Below are 16,452 nucleotides of genomic sequence, written 5' to 3'. Positions count from 1 at the left end.
GAAAACTCATGCCGACATCCCCTTCCGCGGGTTCTCCCCCGCTCGCCGGTCTCGAGACCACGATCGAGCGACGGGTCGAATGGCACGACACCGATGCGTCGGGCCACCAGCACAACTCCGTGGTCCTGCGCTGGGCCGAAGAGGCCGAAGCAGACCTGTTGCGGGGCAAGGACCTCGCGTGGCTGTTCGGCCGCACCCCCCGGGTACGCCACGAGGTGAACTACCGGGGCCGGCTGTGGTTCGGCGACTCCGTGCGCATCATGTTCCGCGTTGCGCAACTCGGGCGTACGTCACTCACGTTCGCCTTCGAGGTCCACGGCCCGAACGGGATCGCCGCCGACGGTTCCGTCGTCGTGGTCCACGCCGAACCCGACAAGCCGGCCGCCACGCCGTGGCCCGAAGCGGTGCGGACCGCGCTCACGAAGGAGGTGCCGGCGTGATGAGGATCGCCATCGTGGGCGGCGGGCCCGGCGGGCTCTACTTCGCCGCGCTCGCCAAGCAGCTCGACCCCAGCCGCGAGGTCACCGTCTGGGAACGCAACGCCGCCGACGACACGTTCGGCTTCGGCGTCGTCTTCTCCGACGAGACGCTCGAAGGCATCACCAACGCCGACCCGAGTGTGTTCTCCTCGATGGAGCGGGAGTTCGCCCGGTGGAGTGACATCGACGTGCACTACCGCGGCACCACGCAGACTTCGAGCGGCCACGGCTTCGCCGCCATCGCGCGCAAACGCTTGCTGGAGATCCTGCAACGGCGCTGTCACGACCTCGGCGTCGACGTCCGCTTCCGCACCGAGGCACCCGACGTCGAGCGGCTCGCCGCCGACTACGACCTCGTGATCGCGGCCGACGGGGTGAACTCCGCCATCCGCAAACGCTTCGAACAGGTCTTCCGCCCCTCGCTCGACGTGCGCCAGTGCCACTACATGTGGCTGGCCACCGACCGCGTGCTGGAGGCGTTCACGTTCCTGGTCGAGGAGACCGAGTTCGGCCCGGTGCAGGTGCACGCCTACCCCTTCAGCGCCGACCGCAGCACGTTCATCGTCGAGCTGAACGACCACACCTGGCGCGCCGCCGGGTTCACCGACGGCACCTTCGGTCCCGGCGTCAGCGACACAGCGAGCGTCGAACGCTGCCGCGAGCTGCTGCACGGTTTCCTCGGCGACGCGGAACTGCTCACCAACAACTCGAAGTGGCTGCGCTTCACCACCGTGCGCAACAAGACGTGGCGCCACGGCAACGTCGTGCTGCTCGGCGATGCCGCCCACACCGCGCACTTCTCCATCGGCTCGGGCACCAAGCTGGCCATGGAGGACGCGCTGGCGCTCGCCGCCGCGCTGGAGGCCACGCCCGGCGACCTCGCCGCGGCGCTGGAACACTACGAGACCGAACGCCGGCCCGTCGTCGAGTCCACTCAGCGCGCGGCGCAGGCAAGCCTCGAGTGGTTCGAGACGATCGACCACGTCGTGGGCCAGGAGCCGCCGCAGTTCGCGTTCAACCTCCTCACGCGCAGCCGTCGCGTCACCTACGACAACCTGCGCCTGCGCGACCCGGCCTACATCCGCACCGTCGACCGCTGGTTCAGCACCCACAGCCCCGGCGGCCGCGACGACGGCACTCCCCCGCTGTTCCAGCCGCTCGTCCTGGCGGGCCGGCATCTGCGCAACCGCATCGTCGCCGCGCCGATCTCGACGTACAGCGCGGTCGACGGGATTCCCGGCGAAGCGGAGCTGCTGCACCTTTCGGGCAAGGCCCTCGGCGGCGCCGGGCTGGTGCTCACCGGGATGACCGCCGTGACCGCGCACGGTCGCGTCACCCCCGCGTGCCCCGGCCTGTACACCGACGAGCAGGCCACGGCATGGCGCCGCATCACGAACGCCGTGCACGCGCACACCGGAGCCCTGATCGGCGTGCAGCTCAGCCACTCCGGACGCAAGGGCTCCACGTCCGTGCCGGACGCGGCATCGCTGGGCCCGGCGCTGGCCGCCAACGGCTGGCGGACCGTCGCCCCCTCGGCGCTGGCGTACGGCGACCTGCCTGTGCCGCACGAGCTCGCGGAAACCGAGCTGCAGGCGTTGATCGAGGACTTCGCCGCGGCCGCTCGCCGGGCCGACGAGGCGGGCTTCGACGTCCTCGAACTGCAGGCCGGACACGGGTTCCTGCTCTCGACGTTCCTGTCGCCGCTCACGCACCACCGCACCGACGGCTACGGCGGGAGCCTGCAGAACCGCCTGCGTTTCCCGCTCGCCGTCGTGGCCGCGGTGCGCGCCGTCTGGCCGCACTACAAACCGCTGCTCGTGCGGCTCTCGGCCGTCGACTGGGCCGAGGGCGGCACGACGATCGAGGACAGCGTGCGGATCGCCGCCGCGCTGGCCGAACTCGGGGTGGACGCGATCGACGTGTCCAGCGGCGAGGTCGTCGCGCACGAACGACCGGCGTTCGGCCGCAGCTACCAGACGCCGTTCGCCGAACGGATCCGCGCCGACGTCGGCGTCCCGACGATCGCCGTCGGCGGCATCTCCACCTGCGACGACGCGAACTCGATCGTGCTCGCCGGCCGCGCGGACCTTGTCGGCATCGGCCGAGCGCAGCTGCACGACCCGTCGTGGGCGCTGCACGCGGCGGCCGAGCTCGGCTACTCCGGGCCCGGCGCGTACTGGCCGCCCATCCAGGCCGGCGGCGAAGCCAAACCCCCCAGCGGCGGCCGCGCCCGGCCGTTGCTCACCCTGCGCGCGGACGAACCCTCGCCGGCCCGTTCGCGCTGGACCCCCGTACCCGCCGGAACCCCGAACAGGAGCGTCTGAGCCGTGGAAGACTTCCCCCGCTTCACCGCCGCCGCCGTGCAGGCCGCGCCCGTGTACCTCGACACCGCCGCGACGGTCGCCAAGGCCGTCTCGCTCATCACCGAAGCCGCTTCGCACGGCGCCTCCCTCATCGCGTTCCCCGAGGTCTTCGTGCCCGGCTACCCGTACTGGAACTGGACGATGAACCCGGTGCAGGGCTCGCCGTGGTACGAGCGCCTCTACCGCACCGCCATCGACATCCCCGGCCCGCACCTCGACGCCCTGCGCGCGGCCGCCGCGGCAACGAAGACCACGGTGGTCATCGGCGTCAACGAACGCAGCCGGCACAGCCTCGGGCTGATCTACAACAGCGTCGTCACGATCGGCCCCGACGGTTCGGTCCTCAACGTCCACCGCAAGCTCGTGCCGACGTGGGCCGAGAAACTCACCTGGGGCGGCGGCGACGGCAGCACCGTGCGCGTGCTCGACTCCGCCGTCGGGCCGCTCGGCGCGCTCGCGTGCGGCGAGAACACGAACACGCTCGCGCGGTTCTCCCTGCTGGCACAAGGGGAACTGGTCCACGTCGCCAGCTACATCTCGCTGCCCGTCGCGCCCGCCGACTACGACATGGCCCAGGCGATCGCCGTCCGCAGCGCCGCGCACGCCTTCGAGGGCAAGCTGTTCTCCGTGGTCGCCTGCTCCACCATCACCGACGAGATGATCGAGATCGCCGCCGGCGACGACGCGGGCATCGCCGAGCTCATGCGCCGCCCGAACAGCGCACTGTCGGGCATCTTCGGTCCCGACGGCAACCCCGTCGTCGAACCACTCATCGACGAAGAGGGCATCGTCTACGCGGAGATCGACCTGGCTCGCTGCATCCAGCCCAAGCAGATGCACGACATCGTCGGTGCCTACAACCGCTTCGACGTCTTCCAGCTCCACCACGACACCACGCCGCGCCCGCCGGTCGTGTTCGGTGACCGGCCGGCGGGCGAGGCGTTCACCTCAGCGGGACCCGTCCTCGGCCCCTGGGACCCGGACGAGAGCGCGGCGCGCAGCGCGTGAGCCGGCCGGCCGGTCCGGCGCGAACCAAACCGCGACGAAGGAGATCCCGCAGACGGCGATCGCGTACAGCGCGATGGAGCCCGACCAGTTCGTGCCGGCCAGCAGGGCGGTCGCGATGATCGGGGCGAACGCGCCGCCGAGCACGGAGCCGATCTGGTAGCCGAGTGAGATGCCGGTGTAGCGGACGCGTTCGCCGAACAGCTCGGCGAACAGGGCGGGCGCCGGGCCGTAGGTCATCGCGAAGAACACCTGGCCGACCACGAGCCCGAGCCCGACGAGCACGGGTGAGCCCGTCTCGACGAGCCGGATGAGGGGGAACGCCCACAGCGCGAAGAGAACCGCGCCCGCCAGGAAGATCCGGCGCCGGCCGACCACGTCGGACCACGCCGCGAACGCGGGCATCGCGACCACGCACACGGCGGCCGAGACCAGCACTCCGATGAGGACGGTGCCGCGCGGCTGGTGCAGGTGGTCGGTGGCGTAGGAAACGAGGTACACCGCCAGCAGGTAGTAGCTGGTGCCACCGACCATCGTCGCGCCGGCCGCGAGCACGATCTGGCGCGGGTAGCGGCGCAGGATCTCGAGCAGTGGAGCGCGGCCGCCGCCGCGGGGTGCGGCGGGCGCGTGCTCCGCGACCCGGCTCTGCGCGTACAACGCGACGACGACGAGGAGAACGCTGAGCAGGAACGGAATCCGCCAGCCCCAGGTGAGGAAGGCGTCCTCGGGCAACGCCGTTGAGGCCACGAGGAACACGACGTTCGCGAGGATCAACGCGATCGGCACGCCCAGCTGCGCGAAACTGCCGTAGAACCCACGCCGGGCCGGCGGCGCGTTCTCGGTCACGAGCAGCACGGCGCCACCCCACTGACCGCCGAGCGCGAGGCCCTGCACCAGCCGGAGGACCACGAGAAGAACCGGTGCGGCGGCGCCGATCGACGCGTACGGCGGCACGAGCCCGACCGCGGTGGTGGCGAGCCCCATGGTGAGCATCGCCGTGACGAGAGCAGGTTTGCGGCCGACGCGGTCGCCGAAGTGGCCGAACAGCGCGGCGCCCACGGGCCGGACGACGAAGCCGACCGCGAAGGTGCTGAACGCGAGGAGGGTGCCGGCGAGCGGATCACTCGCAGGGAAGAAGATCTTGCCGAACACGAGTGCGGTCGCCGAGGCGTAAACGAAGAAGTCGTACCACTCGATGGCGGAGCCGGCGAGGCTGACGAGGACGGATCTGCGCAGCGTGGAAGCCGCGGCGGTGCGGGACATGGACACTCCGGTGGGTCGCATGGGCGCGAAGGGGACGGGGAAACGAGGGGGCACCCGGCCGAGGCCGAGTGCCCCCGGGTGCGAATCAGCTTTCGAGCTCCTTGACCGGGTCGGTGCCGGCGACGTAGGGCGGGTCGTAGATCACGACGAACTCGAGGTCCACGTCGCCGGTGTTGGAGAACCCGTGCGGCAGCCCGGCGGGGATCTTCACGACACTGCCCGGCTCCACGTCCCAGCTGTCCTTGCCGATGCGGACCGAACCGGTGCCGGCGGTGACGTAGAAGGCGTGGTTGTACGGGTCGCGGTGCAGCTTCGACTTCCCGCCCGGCCCGATCTTCGAGAGCTGGACACTGTAGACGGACGTGTAGTCGTCGTCGACCACGCTTTCGCTGAACTGGAAACCGATGCCGGGGAACCCGGGCTTCTCGAGGCGGTGCCAGGCGATGTCGCTCGGGTTGAGGACGTAGTTCACGGCGGCTCCTTTCACTGGGTCTTCGCGGACAGGTGCTGCAGTTCTTCACAGAGCTCGGCGAACGGCTTCGCGGCCGCCAGCGCGCGCCGGCAGCCGACGAGTGCTTTCGGCCAGTTGACGACCACGGCGCCCGCCGGCCGGCCGCCGGTGCCGAAGACCATCGCGAACGCGTCGCCGGAGCGTTCGAACAGCCGGGTTTCGGTGCCGGCCCGGGCATCGCCGACGAGCTGCACCTTCCAGTCGTACTGGTCGGTCCAGACGTATTCGGCGGGTTCGTGCGGGCGGGGATCACCCGGGTGCACGAGGGTGTGCGCGACACACGCGGCCTGTTCGACCGCGTTGGTCCAGTGCTCGAACCGCACCGCGCGGCCGTGGCGGGCGGTCTGCCAGCGGGAGACGTCGCCGACCGCGAACACGTGCGGCGCGGCACGGCCGAGCGGATCGCAGACGACGCCGTCGTCGACCTTCAGCCCGGAGCCGGTCACCCACGTGTCGTTCGGCACGGCCCCGATGCCGACGACCACGGTGGCGGCGTCCACTTCGGACCCGTCGTCGAGCCGGATCCGCAGCCGGCCGCCGATCCGCTCCACGGTCGCGACGCGGGCGCCGAGCCGCACCCGCACTCCGTGCCGCCGGTGCAGGTCCGCGAGCCGGTCGCCGAACACTTCCGGCGCCGCGCGGGACAGCAACGCCGGCGTGGCGTCGAGCACGGTCACGTCGGACAGGCCGAGCCGGGTCGCGGTGGCCGCCACCTCCGAGCCGATGAAGCCGCCGCCGATCACGGCCACCGGGCCGCCGCGGTCCAGGTCCTCCCGCAGCGCCCGGGCGTCGGCGGCCGTGCGCAGCGAGTGGACGCCTTCGAGGTGCTCCCAGCCGGCGGGCCGCGCGCTCGCGCCGGTGGCGATCACCAGGTCGTCGAAGTCGAGGGCCGACCCGTCGGCCAGGTGCACGCGGGAACCGGGCAGGTCGAGCCGGGTCGCGGCCTGACCGAGCTCGAGCTCGATCTCCGCGTCGGCCGCTTCGCGTTCGGTGAGCAGCCGGACGTCGTCGAGCACGGCCGAGCCGGCGAGCACTCCCTTGGACAGCGGCGGTTTGTCGTACGGGAGCTCGTCCTCCCGGCCGACCAGCACGACGCGGCCCTCGTAGCCGTGCGACCGCAGTGCCTGGGCCACACGCACCCCGGCGACGGACGCACCGACGACGACCGTGCGCGGCCTCATGCCCCGTCCACCGCCAGCGCCGCCTCGGGGCACCGGCGCGCGACCTCGCCGACGCGCCCGACCTCGTCCGGTCCGATGGCCTCGCGCAGCAGCGTGACGACGCCGTCGTCGTCGATGTCGAACACGTCGTCGGCACCGGCCACGCAATTGGCCCAGCCCCGGCACTTCCCCCGATCCGCGTGAACGATGGCCATTCCGTCCTCCTCTTCTATGTCGCCTCCGTGACGACCGCAATAGAAAGAATAGTATTCTGCACAGCAGAATGACAACACCCTTCGCCGGCTCTCCCTCGGTCAGGTGAGGCCGGCCGGCCGCGTCCAAGGTGCGAAAAACGGCGGTGACCTGGGCATTTGACCCAGGTCACCGCCGTTCGGAAAAGACGGGGCTCAGCTGTGCAGCAGCGGCGTCGCCTCCCGCACGATCGCCTGGAGCGCCTTCGCGACGACGAGCTGCTGCGACTCGGGCATGCGGCTCGCGGGCACGGCGACGTTGAACGAGATGCGGCCGGCCCCCACCGTCACCGGGAAGGCGACCGCCACCGACGACACCCCGGCCTCGCTCTCCTCGGCACTGGTGGCGTAGCCGCGCTCGCGGACCCGCCCGAGCTCGGCTTCGAGGTCACCGCGGGTGCGGATGCTGCGGTCGGTGAGCCCGCTGATCCGTTCGTCCGGGTAGAGCACCCGCAGCTGGTCGGTGCTGAGGCCGGCCAGCATCGCCTTCCCCGACGAGGTCGAGCTCGCCGGCAGTGAGCTGCCCAGCCGCGACCCGACCCGGACCGCTTGCGGGCTCTCGATCGCATCGACGAACCGCACGCTCGTGCCGTCGAGCACGCCGAGGTGCACGGTCTCGCGCAGCTCGGCGTTGAGACGTTCGAGGTAGGGCCGCAGCACCTGGCGGAAGTCGAACCGCTCGAGGATCGAGAACGCCACGCCGGTCAGCGCCGTACCCGGCTCGTACGCCTTCGTCGCCGGGTTCTGCCGCACGAACCCGCGGTAGAGCAGCATCGCCATCAGCCGGTGCGCCGTGGACGAGGCGACGCCCAGGTACTCGCTCACCTCCGCCAGCCGCACCTCCGACCGCTCGCCGAACAGCAGCAGCAGCTTGAGCGCGTTGTCGACGGATTCGATCGGGTATTGAGGCGGGTTGACGCCCGCCACGCCCTCACTTCTGCTCATGTGGAGGACTGTATTCCGCTCGGCGCGGGCGCCGCGAATCTCCCGGTTGCCCGGGTGTCGAAGGACTCTCCGGACGTCAGCTCGCCGGCAGGTGCCGGGTCGACGGCGGTTCCAGCGAGAGCTCCGCGGCCGCGCGGTAGAGACCGGCGTCCTGGCCGGTGATGCGTTCGTGGTGCTGGCGCGGGCGTTCCGCCCAGGTCGCGACCTCGACGTGACGGTCCGGCGCGCTGAGGTCGCGGTAGGCCTCACCGGCGCGCGCCCGTGCGCTGCCGCGAGACCCCGGCGCGCGCCCGTGCGCTGCCAGGAACTCGGCCGAGCGTTCGGCCGGGACATCGTAGGAGACCTCGATCCGCACCGGTCCCGCCGCGGCGGCGAGGGCTTCCTGGTCGCCGGTGACCACGGCGTTCTCGGGTTCTGGCCACGGCCTGACGATCGTGCGGTCCAGCTCGCCCGTGCGCGCGTGGATCGGGAGCACGAGCAGCGACGCCGCGCCCAGCACGAGCAGCACACCGGAGATGGCCGGCGTCGTCGCCGCGCCCGCCGCGGCGGCGGCGACCAGCCCCCAGATGAGGGCGCCGACGCCCTGGCCGCCCAGGAAGATCATCAGGTACACCGCCAGTGCCCGCGCGCGGACCCGGCCGGGCAATGCGAGCTGCAGCGTGGTGTTCAAAGTGGACAGTCCCGCCAGCCAGCCGGCGCCGCCGAGCACGAGCAGGACCGCGACCACCACCGCGCTCGGCAGCCGACAACAACTCCGGCACCCGCATCGGCGCACCCGACGCGAACCGAGCCCGCGCCGCGCGCATCTTGGGGTCCGGCGTCAGCTCGGCGGCCCGCTCGAAAAAACGCCGCCGCCCCCACCGGCCGGCCCCGGGCCACCGCCCGGCAGGCGGACTGCTCCAGCTCGGCCGCGACCGTCTCGTCCGGCCCGGCGGTCGCGGGTGCGCGGTGCCACGCCAGCCGGTCGGGATGCCGCTCGGGGTCGATGGCGCGACCAGCGCCCGTTGCAGCCCCGAGAAGGACAGCTCCGACTCCGACTGCACCCCAACCGTCCACACGACCCGGCACGGCGGCGCCTACCCCGCGAGGTGATCGAGCAGCGCCGTCTTCCTGACGCCCGCCTCGCCGCGCACGACGAGCACCCGGCTGTGTCCCGCGCGCACGTCACGCAGCAGCTCCTCGAGCGCACCGCATTCCCGCTCGCGTCCCCGAAGAACCCCGTCCACGGCCACCTCCCCCGGCGGACGCTGCACGCGTGATCTCAGGCCGGCGAAACGCGGAACACCGGCCAGCCGATCTCCGTGCGCCACGACCGCGGATCCGGGTCGTCACGCGGGCCGCGCAAATAAGTCTCGTGCACCGGCCCGGCCACGGCGAGCGCGTGCTCCACCACCCAGTTGCCCAGCCGGCCATAGATGACGTCGATGTCGTCGTGCTCGCCGGCGTGCACCGTCACGGCGAGGTCCGTGGCCGGAAGTGTGTGCGGCACAACGCGACCGACAGCCGGCGCGTCGGACACCGGCCGGTAGACCAGGGCCGTGCCGCGGCCGGCGGTGAACAGCTCGTTGTCGTACAAGCCACCCGGCGGTGTGAAGCCTTCGTGGCCGGCCACGGCGGCGTCCAGTTCGGACATCGCCGCGTCGTACCACTCCAGCACGTCGTCGAGGTCCACTGTGGCCTCGATCGCCGCGACGGTCCGCGCGGGCACCGAGCGCAGCTCGACCGACAGCTCCTCGACGTCCGGCTTCAGCAGCTGCCGCAACGACGTGACCGCGGCGCGCGTGCGGTCCAGCCGGTCCTCCAGCCGTCGCAGGTGGCCGGCGACGAGGTCGGCGCGCGTTCGCGGATCACTCGTGGCCAGGATGTGCTTCACCTCGGCGAGCGGTACGTCGAGCTCGCGCAGCCGGTGGATCACCTGGGCGTTCGGGATCTGCTCGCGCGCGTAGTAGCGGTAGCCGGTGGCGTCGTCGACCGACGCGGGCGCCAGCAGCCCCGCCTCGTGGTAGCGGCGCAGCGTGCGCACGCTCAAGCGCGTGAGCTGGGCGAACTCGCCGATCGTCAGACCTGACCGCATGAGGCCACTGTGCACCCTCTCCCAGGGAGAGAGTCAACTCGGGTTTGACTCTCTCCCTGGGAGAGGGCCGACGGTGGGGTCGTCGTCCCGAGTCGAATCCAGGAGAGCCCCGCATGACCACCGCGCTGCCCCAGACCGTCACCGGCTACCTCGCCGCGCACGAAACCCGCGACGCCGACCGCGCGCTGCCGCACTTCACGCCCGAGGCCACCGTCGCCGACGACGGCCACACCTACCACGGCCCCGCCGAAATCCGCGCCTGGCTCGAGGGCGCCGCGACCGAATACACCTACACCAGTACGCTCATCGCCACCGAGCACGTCGACGACGAACACTACGTCGCCACGCACCACCTGGAAGGCGACTTCCCCGGTGGTCAGGTCGATCTGCACTTCCGCTTCACCCTCGACAACGGGCTGATCTCGCGGCTGGTCATCGAACCCTGAACCCGCTGCGGAAAAACCCCGCGACACCACCGGATCCGCGAGGCTAGAGTAAGCGTCAAGGTTCGAGTGTGCCCGGTGCGCAGGCAACGGTTACTTCAACTGGTGCCCACAGGTTCGATTCCTGGACACCGTCGCCGATCTTTCTCGGGCGCACCCGAACCGGACCGAAAGCTTCTTCAGGAGCAGCAGTTTCAGGTGTGCCCGGTGCGCAGGTGACGGTTACTTCCGCTGTCAACGGGCAGGTTGCGGGTTCGAATCCCGTCACCCCGACTCATCGGGGTGTAGCTCAATCCGGCAGAGCAGCTAAATGTACCGTGGCCGACTTTTTCTCGGGCACACCTGAAACTGCTGCTCCCTCCCACGACCGGACAGACAAAACATGAGGGGGTCGACCCATGGCCAAGTTCAACATCCTCGGCGCACTGCGGGCGGCCCGCTCGCCGATCTCCAGTGAGGCCGTCGCGAGCGGGCGCACGTACGAAGGCGGGGCCGGCTACGCGCGCGATGCCAAGAGCGAGCTGTTCCTTCTCGCCGTGACCAACCTGGTCGGCGAGCACACGTTCTACGAGAGCGCCGAGCAGCGCGACACCCGCTATGCCGAACTCGTGCGTGCGGCGACGCTGGCCGATCCCGAGTGGACGGTGCGCTTCCTCGCGTGGCTGCGCGGGGAGGCGAACCTGCGCACCGCGGCGCTCGTCGGCGCGGCCGAATTCGCCGCGGCGCGGCGGGAAGCCGGCCTCGAAGGCCTCTCACGCCAGGTGGTCAACAGCGTGCTGCAGCGGGCGGACGAGCCGGGTGAGCTGCTGGCCTACTGGACGAGCGTCCACGGCCGCACCCTGCCCAAGCCGGTGAAGCGCGGTGTGGCCGACGCCGCCCAGCGCCTCTACACCGAGGGCTCCTACCTCAAGTGGGACTCCGACGCGCGCGGGTTCCGGTTCGCCGACGTCCTCGGGCTGGCGCACCCCGGCCCGCGTGTCGACTGGCAGGACGCTCTGTTCGAGCACGTCCTCGACGTCCGCTTCCACGCCGACCGCGAGATCCCCGCTTCACTGCGGACTCTCGGCGCGCACCGGGAGCTGATGGCCTGGCCGATCGAACGCCGGCGCGAGCTGGTCGAGTCCGCCACGGCGCCCGAGGCGCTGCGCCGGGCCGGGATGACGTGGGAGTCGCTCGCCGGGTGGCTCCAGGGGCCGCTGACCGCGGCCGCGTGGGAGTCGATGATCCCGTCGATGGGTTACATGGCGCTGCTGCGCAACCTGCGCAACTTCGACCAGGCCGGGGTTTCCGACGAGGTGGCGCAAGCCGTCGCCACGCGGCTCGCCGACCCGGAGCAGGTCGCGCGGTCGCGGCAGCTGCCGATGCGGTTCCTCTCGGCCTACCGGGCGGCACCGTCGCTGCGGTGGGCGTGGGCGCTGGAACAGGCGATCACGCACTCGCTCGCCAACGTCGGAGTGCTGCCGGGCCGCACCCTGATCCTGGTGGACACCTCGTGGTCGATGACCTCGCGGTTCTCGAAGGACGGCACGCTGAAGCGGTGGGACGCGGCCGCGGTGTTCGGCCTCGCGCTCGGGCAGCGGTGCGAGCAGGCCGACGTCGTGTCGTTCTCCGACGACACCCGCGAGTTCCCGCTGCGGCAGCGGGAATCGCTGCTGAAGTCGGTGGACCGCTGGACCGCCGACGGCTACTTCCTCGGCAACGGCACCGACACGCACCTCGCCGTCGGAAAGCACGAGCGCGGCCACGACCGCGTCGTGATCATCACCGACGAGCAGGCCGCGCAGGGCGATGTCGGGAAGTCCGTGCCCGCGGCCACGCCGCTGTACACGTGGAACCTCGCCGGGTACGAGCGGGGCCACGCGCCCAGCGGCGGCCGCAACCGGCACACGTTCGGCGGCCTGACCGACCAGGCCTTCCGGATGATCCCGCTGCTGGAGGCCGGGCGCAACGCCGACTGGCCGTTCTGACCGTCGCGATCGGACGGTGGTCCCGGGTGACCACCGTCCGATCGCGACAGTGGGCCCGCCGGGAACCTTTTGCCAACCAACCGGTACAGGAAATCGGCCCTCGATTGGACCGGTCACACGCGCGGAAGCGGACCTAGCCTGGCCCTATGATCCTTTCACCCGGCTCACGCAGCACCTACGACAACCTGCTCACGCGCACGCCGCCGTTCGTCCCCGAGGGCGCGCACTTCATGGTCGGCACCGTTTCGATCCCGCCGGGCGACCCGGGCAGCGGCCCGCACCGCCACTCCGGTCCCGTGTTCGGCTACGTGCTCGAGGGCGAGATCCTCTTCGAGCTCGAAGGCGAGGAGCCCTACCCGATCAAGGCCGGGGAGGCGTTGTGGGAGCCCGGCGGCGAGGTTGTCCACTACCAGGCCGGCAACCTGCGCGAGGACATCGCGAGCAAGTTCGTGGTCTGCATGGTCTGCGCGCCCGACGTGCCGATGCTCACGTTCCTCGACGAGGACGAGATCCGCGAGCGCGACCACCTGCGTCATCCGAAGGCCCGTCGCTCGGCCTGAACTTCCGTCCGGCCTGCTGTCTCCGACCTGGAGGCGGCAGGCCATTTTTTTGGGCGGTGCTGCCGTCAGGCGCGGCCGTACGCCTTGCGGGCCAGCCGGGCGGCCGAAGGAGCGTGACTGTCGGCTTCGGCCCGGATGTCGGCGATCGTCTTGGCCGCCAGGGCTTTGCGCCACTGCAGCTCGGCGTGCTGCATGGCCGAGTCGACCGCGCACTTGCGGCGGAACGCGCTCTGCGGCGCCTCCTGACCCATCCCGTGCTGCCGGATCTCGGTGCATTGGAACGCGAGCTCCCGGCCCTCGATGGCGGCGACCACGTCCATCAGCGTGATGTCCTCGGGCCGGCGCGCGAGCACGAACCCGCCGCGCGCGCCCGGGAGCGAACGCAGCAGCCCCGCGCGCACGAGCGCCTGCAGCTGCTTGTTCAGGTACGCCACGGGAAGCTCGTAGCTGGCCGCGAGGGACGCGGTGGACACCGGTTCGTCGTCGTCGAGCCACGCGAGCGACAGCAGGACGTGAACGGACCACTCGACACCCTGGTTCATCCGCACGGCCGCCACCCTAGACAATCTGGACCCTGGAAGTCAAGGTTCCGGTTGCGGGCACGGGAGCGCACCTGCCACCATCGGAATCCCCTGCAGCGCACGAGGAGCGGCGAAGTGACCGAAGTGGCCGGTGGCGGAGTGACCGACGCGGTGGCGGCGTTCGAAGCCATGCGCCCGCGCCTGTTCGGCATCGCCTACCGGCTGCTGGGCACTGCGGCCGACGCCGAAGACGTGGTGCAGGACACCTGGATCCGCTGGCAGGGCACGGATCGCGGCGCGGTGCGCAACACCGAGGCCTTCCTCGTCACCGCCGCGAGCCGCCTGGCGCTGACCGCCGCGACCTCGGCCCGGGCGCGCCGCGAGCTCTACGTCGGCCCGTGGCTGCCCGAGCCGATCCCGACCGCCGACGGCGCCGACGTCACGGTGGAGCGCGGCGAGGCACTCGAGCTCGCCGTGCTGATGCTGCTCGAACGGCTGACGCCGCAGGAGCGCGCGGTGTACGTGCTGAAGGAGGCCTTCGACTACCCGTACCGCGACATCGCCGGGTTCCTCGACATCAGCGAGCAGCACGCGCGCCAGCTGGGGCACCGGGCGCGGGGCCACGTGACCCGCGAACGCGGCGCGCGCGTGAGCCCGGCCGAGCGCGACCGGTTGCTGCAAGCGTTTCTGGGAGCCGCGCAGCGGGGTGACCTCGAAGGCCTGCAGAGCCTCCTGGCCGAGCACGCCGTGGCCTACTCGGACGGTGGCGGCGTCGTCACGGCAGCGCGCAAACCGGTCTCCGGCCGCGATCGCGTGGCGCAGTACCTGCTGCGAACGGTCGGGATTCATGGGCAGCAGGTCGACACTTCCGTCGTGGCGGCGAACGGGCAGCACGTGGTCCTCGTCTCCCGCGCCGGCGAACCGCTGGCGGCGTGTTGGGTGGACGCGTCGCCGCTGGGCATCGACCAGGTCTGCTTCGTCGTGAACCCGGCGAAGCTCGCCCGGCTGGCCGCGGCGGTCGCGGGGTGAGCTCGCTCGGGATCGACCTGCACCTCGAGGCCGGCGGCGAGCCGCGGGCGCGCTCGATCGAAGCCGCGCTGCGCGAGGCCGTGACGTCCGGGCGGCTGCCGGCCGGCACGCGCCTGCCCGGCACCCGCAGCCTGGCCGACGACCTGGGGATCGCCCGCGGCACTGTCGTGGAGGCCTACGCGCAGCTCGTGGCCGAGGGCTGGCTGGTGAGCACGACCGGGTCGGGCACCCGCGTCGCCGAAACCCGGCTCCCCGTGACGAAAGCGATGTCGGAGGTCGAGCCGCGCCTGCTCGACCTGCGGCCGGGGCGGCCGGATCTGAGCCTGTTCCCGCACACGTTGTGGTCGGCCAGCGTGAAACGCACACTGTCGGCGGCGGGACCGTCCAGTTTGGACTACGGCGACCCGGCCGGCTCGCGTCTGCTGCGCGAAGCGGTGGCCACCTATGTGTCGCGGACCCGCGGTGTGCGCGCCGAGGCCGAGGCGGTCGTGATCACGAGCGGCTTCACCCACGGCCTCGCCTTGCTGGCGCGGGCGCTGCGGGAGTCGGGGATGTCCGTGATCGGCACGGAGGACCCCGGCCTCGTCCACCACCGGCGCCTCATCCACGGCGCGGGTCTCGCGACCGCACCGCTGCCCGTGGGTCCGGAGGGCGCGGATCCCGCCGCACTGGACCCGGACGTCCGCGCGGTCCTGCTCACGCCCGCGCACCAGCACCCGCGCGGCGTCGTGCTGAGCCCCGACCTGCGCACGGCGTTCCTCGACTGGGCCCGCGCCCGCGACGGCTTCGTCATCGAGGACGACTACGACGGCGAGTTCCGCTACGACAAACAGCCCGTGGGCGCGCTGCAGGCGCTGGACCCGTCGCGCGTGGTCTTCGCGGGCAGCACCAGCAAGTCCCTGGCGCCCGGCCTGCGCCTCGGCTGGCTCGTGCTGCCGCCGCGACTGCGCATCCCCGTGCTCGACGCGCTCGCCGTCACCGGCGCGTCCGTCGGCGTCCCCGACCAGCTCGCCCTCGCCGACCTGCTCCAGCGCGGCGACTACGACCGCCACGTGCGCCGCGCCCGCCAGACCTACCAGAGGCGGCGCACCGAGCTGGCCACCCGCCTCGCCACCCTCACCGACGTCCCCCTCGACGGCGTCCCTGCCGGCCTCCACGCCCTGCTCCCCCTGGCGTCGCGCCACGAGGAAAAGCGCCTCGTCGACGCCGGCCTCCACGCGGGCGTCCGCCTGCTGGGCCTGCACACCGCAGGCTACTGGCACGGCAGCGACGACCGCGCCGGCCTGGTCCTCGGCTACGCCACCCCACCGCAACACTCGTGGCGCCCGGCACTGGACACGCTGGCGCAGCTGCTGGAGGGCGCGGAGATCGCCACTTGGTGACCCGGCATTCGGCCGGCTTGGCCATTCGGCCGGCTTGGCCATTCGGCCGGCCAATTCACGCCGAGCCGCGGCCGCTGCCGCCGAGCACCGGACCACACCGGTGTGTCGCCGCGGCCGTCGGCCCAGCCCGGAGCCTTCGGGCCGCGGTCCCGCACAGCCCTTTTCACCGGGCCGCCAGGCCGCGCCGGCGGAGCCTTCTCCCAGCCGAAGCCGAGAGCGAACCAGGCCACGCCCTGCGCTGCCCGGCCCCGGCCCAGGTGCAGCCCTTTGGGCACGCCGACCCGGGACCACCAGAACGCCAGTGCGCGCCCTGCTCCACGCGATAACCGAGCAAAACAGGTCGCGCCTGCGCGTTGCGCCGGTGACAACCTCAGGCTGAAGCCCACCCCATCATGCACAGCCACAGCTACAGCCGCCGAGACGCCAGTGCGCCGTGCTCCACACCAGAGCCGAGGCAACCGTGTCGCACCCGCACGTTGCACCGGCGACCAACTCACGC

General features: G+C 71.8%; 17 protein-coding genes. 8 read left to right on the top strand and 9 right to left on the bottom strand.

Annotated elements, in window-relative coordinates; translation table 11 throughout:
* The first annotated feature begins 8 nt into the window (after nucleotides 1-8).
* Genes AB0M56_RS36955 through AB0M56_RS36945 form a run of 3 tightly spaced genes read left to right on the top strand, consistent with a single transcriptional unit; the run spans nucleotide 9 to nucleotide 3,850 of the window.
* Nucleotides 9-440 carry a thioesterase family protein gene (locus AB0M56_RS36955; protein ID WP_364185024.1) on the top strand — a complete coding sequence of 144 codons (432 nt, stop codon included), beginning with the start codon at nucleotides 9-11 and terminating at the stop codon, nucleotides 438-440.
* On the top strand, nucleotides 440-2,803 hold the full coding sequence (locus tag AB0M56_RS36950) for an FAD-dependent monooxygenase (RefSeq protein ID WP_364185022.1): 2,364 nt from the start codon (nucleotides 440-442) through the stop codon (nucleotides 2,801-2,803). Before AB0M56_RS36955 ends, AB0M56_RS36950 begins: the two co-directional genes overlap by 1 nt.
* A 3-nt stretch (nucleotides 2,804-2,806) precedes the next feature.
* Nucleotides 2,807-3,850 (top strand): carbon-nitrogen hydrolase family protein, encoded by a 1,044-nt coding sequence (locus AB0M56_RS36945; protein WP_364185020.1) that lies wholly within the window; start codon nucleotides 2,807-2,809, stop codon nucleotides 3,848-3,850.
* Here the strand turns inward: AB0M56_RS36945 and AB0M56_RS36940 are convergent.
* The 8 genes from AB0M56_RS36940 to AB0M56_RS36905 form a co-directional block, all read right to left on the bottom strand.
* Complete coding sequence (locus tag AB0M56_RS36940) at nucleotides 3,791-5,110, bottom strand: MFS transporter (protein ID WP_364185018.1); 1,320 nt, start codon at nucleotides 5,108-5,110, stop codon at nucleotides 3,791-3,793. The genes AB0M56_RS36945 and AB0M56_RS36940 overlap by 60 nt on opposite strands.
* 85 nt (nucleotides 5,111-5,195) lie before the next feature.
* Nucleotides 5,196-5,582, bottom strand: a complete 387-nt coding sequence (locus tag AB0M56_RS36935) for a cupin domain-containing protein (RefSeq protein ID WP_220242532.1) — start codon at nucleotides 5,580-5,582, stop codon at nucleotides 5,196-5,198.
* A gap of 11 nt (nucleotides 5,583-5,593) precedes the next feature.
* Nucleotides 5,594-6,802, bottom strand: a complete 1,209-nt coding sequence (locus tag AB0M56_RS36930; protein WP_364185016.1) for an FAD-dependent oxidoreductase — start codon at nucleotides 6,800-6,802, stop codon at nucleotides 5,594-5,596.
* A complete protein-coding gene (locus AB0M56_RS36925; RefSeq protein WP_220242534.1) occupies nucleotides 6,799-6,996 on the bottom strand; it encodes a ferredoxin in 198 nt (65 codons plus the stop codon). The genes AB0M56_RS36930 and AB0M56_RS36925 overlap by 4 nt, the downstream gene beginning before the upstream one ends.
* Nucleotides 6,997-7,188: 192 nt before the next feature.
* The gene (locus AB0M56_RS36920) at nucleotides 7,189-7,977 is read right to left on the bottom strand and encodes an IclR family transcriptional regulator (RefSeq protein ID WP_364185014.1); all 789 of its coding nucleotides are present in this window, start codon (nucleotides 7,975-7,977) and stop codon (nucleotides 7,189-7,191) included.
* 76 nt (nucleotides 7,978-8,053) lie between these two features.
* On the bottom strand, nucleotides 8,054-8,707 hold the full coding sequence (locus tag AB0M56_RS36915; RefSeq protein ID WP_364185012.1) for an MFS transporter: 654 nt from the start codon (nucleotides 8,705-8,707) through the stop codon (nucleotides 8,054-8,056).
* Nucleotides 8,708-9,053: 346 nt separating this feature from the next.
* On the bottom strand, nucleotides 9,054-9,203 hold the full coding sequence (locus AB0M56_RS36910; RefSeq protein WP_364185010.1) for an AAA family ATPase: 150 nt from the start codon (nucleotides 9,201-9,203) through the stop codon (nucleotides 9,054-9,056).
* Nucleotides 9,204-9,238: 35 nt separating this feature from the next.
* Complete coding sequence (locus AB0M56_RS36905; protein WP_364185008.1) at nucleotides 9,239-10,051, bottom strand: MerR family transcriptional regulator; 813 nt, start codon at nucleotides 10,049-10,051, stop codon at nucleotides 9,239-9,241.
* A gap of 113 nt (nucleotides 10,052-10,164) precedes the next feature.
* Between AB0M56_RS36905 and AB0M56_RS36900 the strand changes: the two genes are divergently transcribed.
* From AB0M56_RS36900 to AB0M56_RS36890, 3 genes are all read left to right on the top strand, one after another.
* Nucleotides 10,165-10,497 (top strand): nuclear transport factor 2 family protein, encoded by a 333-nt coding sequence (locus AB0M56_RS36900; protein ID WP_364185006.1) that lies wholly within the window; start codon nucleotides 10,165-10,167, stop codon nucleotides 10,495-10,497.
* A 395-nt stretch (nucleotides 10,498-10,892) separates the two neighbouring features.
* Complete coding sequence (locus AB0M56_RS36895) at nucleotides 10,893-12,461, top strand: TROVE domain-containing protein (RefSeq protein ID WP_364185004.1); 1,569 nt, start codon at nucleotides 10,893-10,895, stop codon at nucleotides 12,459-12,461.
* A 146-nt stretch (nucleotides 12,462-12,607) separates the two neighbouring features.
* Nucleotides 12,608-13,021 (top strand): cupin domain-containing protein, encoded by a 414-nt coding sequence (locus tag AB0M56_RS36890; protein WP_364185002.1) that lies wholly within the window; start codon nucleotides 12,608-12,610, stop codon nucleotides 13,019-13,021.
* A 65-nt stretch (nucleotides 13,022-13,086) separates the two neighbouring features.
* Here the strand turns inward: AB0M56_RS36890 and AB0M56_RS36885 are convergent, their stop codons facing one another.
* Nucleotides 13,087-13,563, bottom strand: coding sequence for an Rrf2 family transcriptional regulator (locus tag AB0M56_RS36885; protein ID WP_364185112.1), 477 nt, complete (start codon nucleotides 13,561-13,563; stop codon nucleotides 13,087-13,089).
* A gap of 114 nt (nucleotides 13,564-13,677) precedes the next feature.
* Here AB0M56_RS36885 and AB0M56_RS36880 point away from each other — a divergent pair, with 114 nt between their 5' ends.
* Both AB0M56_RS36880 and AB0M56_RS36875 read left to right on the top strand, forming a co-directional pair.
* Nucleotides 13,678-14,571, top strand: coding sequence for a sigma factor-like helix-turn-helix DNA-binding protein (locus AB0M56_RS36880; RefSeq protein ID WP_364185000.1), 894 nt, complete (start codon nucleotides 13,678-13,680; stop codon nucleotides 14,569-14,571).
* Nucleotides 14,568-15,953: a PLP-dependent aminotransferase family protein gene (locus AB0M56_RS36875; RefSeq protein ID WP_364184998.1), complete on the top strand. Its 1,386-nt coding sequence runs from the start codon at nucleotides 14,568-14,570 to the stop codon at nucleotides 15,951-15,953. The genes AB0M56_RS36880 and AB0M56_RS36875 overlap by 4 nt, the downstream gene beginning before the upstream one ends.
* Nucleotides 15,954-16,452: the final 499 nt, after the last annotated feature.

Origin of the sequence: Amycolatopsis sp. NPDC051372 (assembly GCF_040682095.1) — a bacterium.
In the GTDB taxonomy this organism is placed as follows: Bacteria; Actinomycetota; Actinomycetes; order Mycobacteriales; family Pseudonocardiaceae; genus Amycolatopsis.
Note: the sequence above shows the minus strand (reverse complement) of the source record. Positions and strands in the feature narration are given on the sequence as shown.

What these genes read in the sequence shown, in the direction of transcription:
- AB0M56_RS36940 (WP_364185018.1), bottom strand. Translation starts at nt 5,110, where the DNA reads ATGTCCCGCACCGCCGCGGCTTCCACGCTGCGCAGATCCGTCCTCGTC.
- AB0M56_RS36920 (WP_364185014.1), bottom strand. Translation starts at nt 7,977, where the DNA reads ATGAGCAGAAGTGAGGGCGTGGCGGGCGTCAACCCGCCTCAATACCCG.
- AB0M56_RS36890 (WP_364185002.1), top strand. Translation starts at nt 12,608, where the DNA reads ATGATCCTTTCACCCGGCTCACGCAGCACCTACGACAACCTGCTCACG.
- AB0M56_RS36930 (WP_364185016.1), bottom strand. Translation starts at nt 6,802, where the DNA reads ATGAGGCCGCGCACGGTCGTCGTCGGTGCGTCCGTCGCCGGGGTGCGT.
- AB0M56_RS36950 (WP_364185022.1), top strand. Translation starts at nt 440, where the DNA reads ATGAGGATCGCCATCGTGGGCGGCGGGCCCGGCGGGCTCTACTTCGCC.
- AB0M56_RS36925 (WP_220242534.1), bottom strand. Translation starts at nt 6,996, where the DNA reads ATGGCCATCGTTCACGCGGATCGGGGGAAGTGCCGGGGCTGGGCCAAT.
- AB0M56_RS36895 (WP_364185004.1), top strand. Translation starts at nt 10,893, where the DNA reads ATGGCCAAGTTCAACATCCTCGGCGCACTGCGGGCGGCCCGCTCGCCG.
- AB0M56_RS36955 (WP_364185024.1), top strand. Translation starts at nt 9, where the DNA reads ATGCCGACATCCCCTTCCGCGGGTTCTCCCCCGCTCGCCGGTCTCGAG.
- AB0M56_RS36905 (WP_364185008.1), bottom strand. Translation starts at nt 10,051, where the DNA reads ATGCGGTCAGGTCTGACGATCGGCGAGTTCGCCCAGCTCACGCGCTTG.
- AB0M56_RS36885 (WP_364185112.1), bottom strand. Translation starts at nt 13,563, where the DNA reads ATGAACCAGGGTGTCGAGTGGTCCGTTCACGTCCTGCTGTCGCTCGCG.
- AB0M56_RS36900 (WP_364185006.1), top strand. Translation starts at nt 10,165, where the DNA reads ATGACCACCGCGCTGCCCCAGACCGTCACCGGCTACCTCGCCGCGCAC.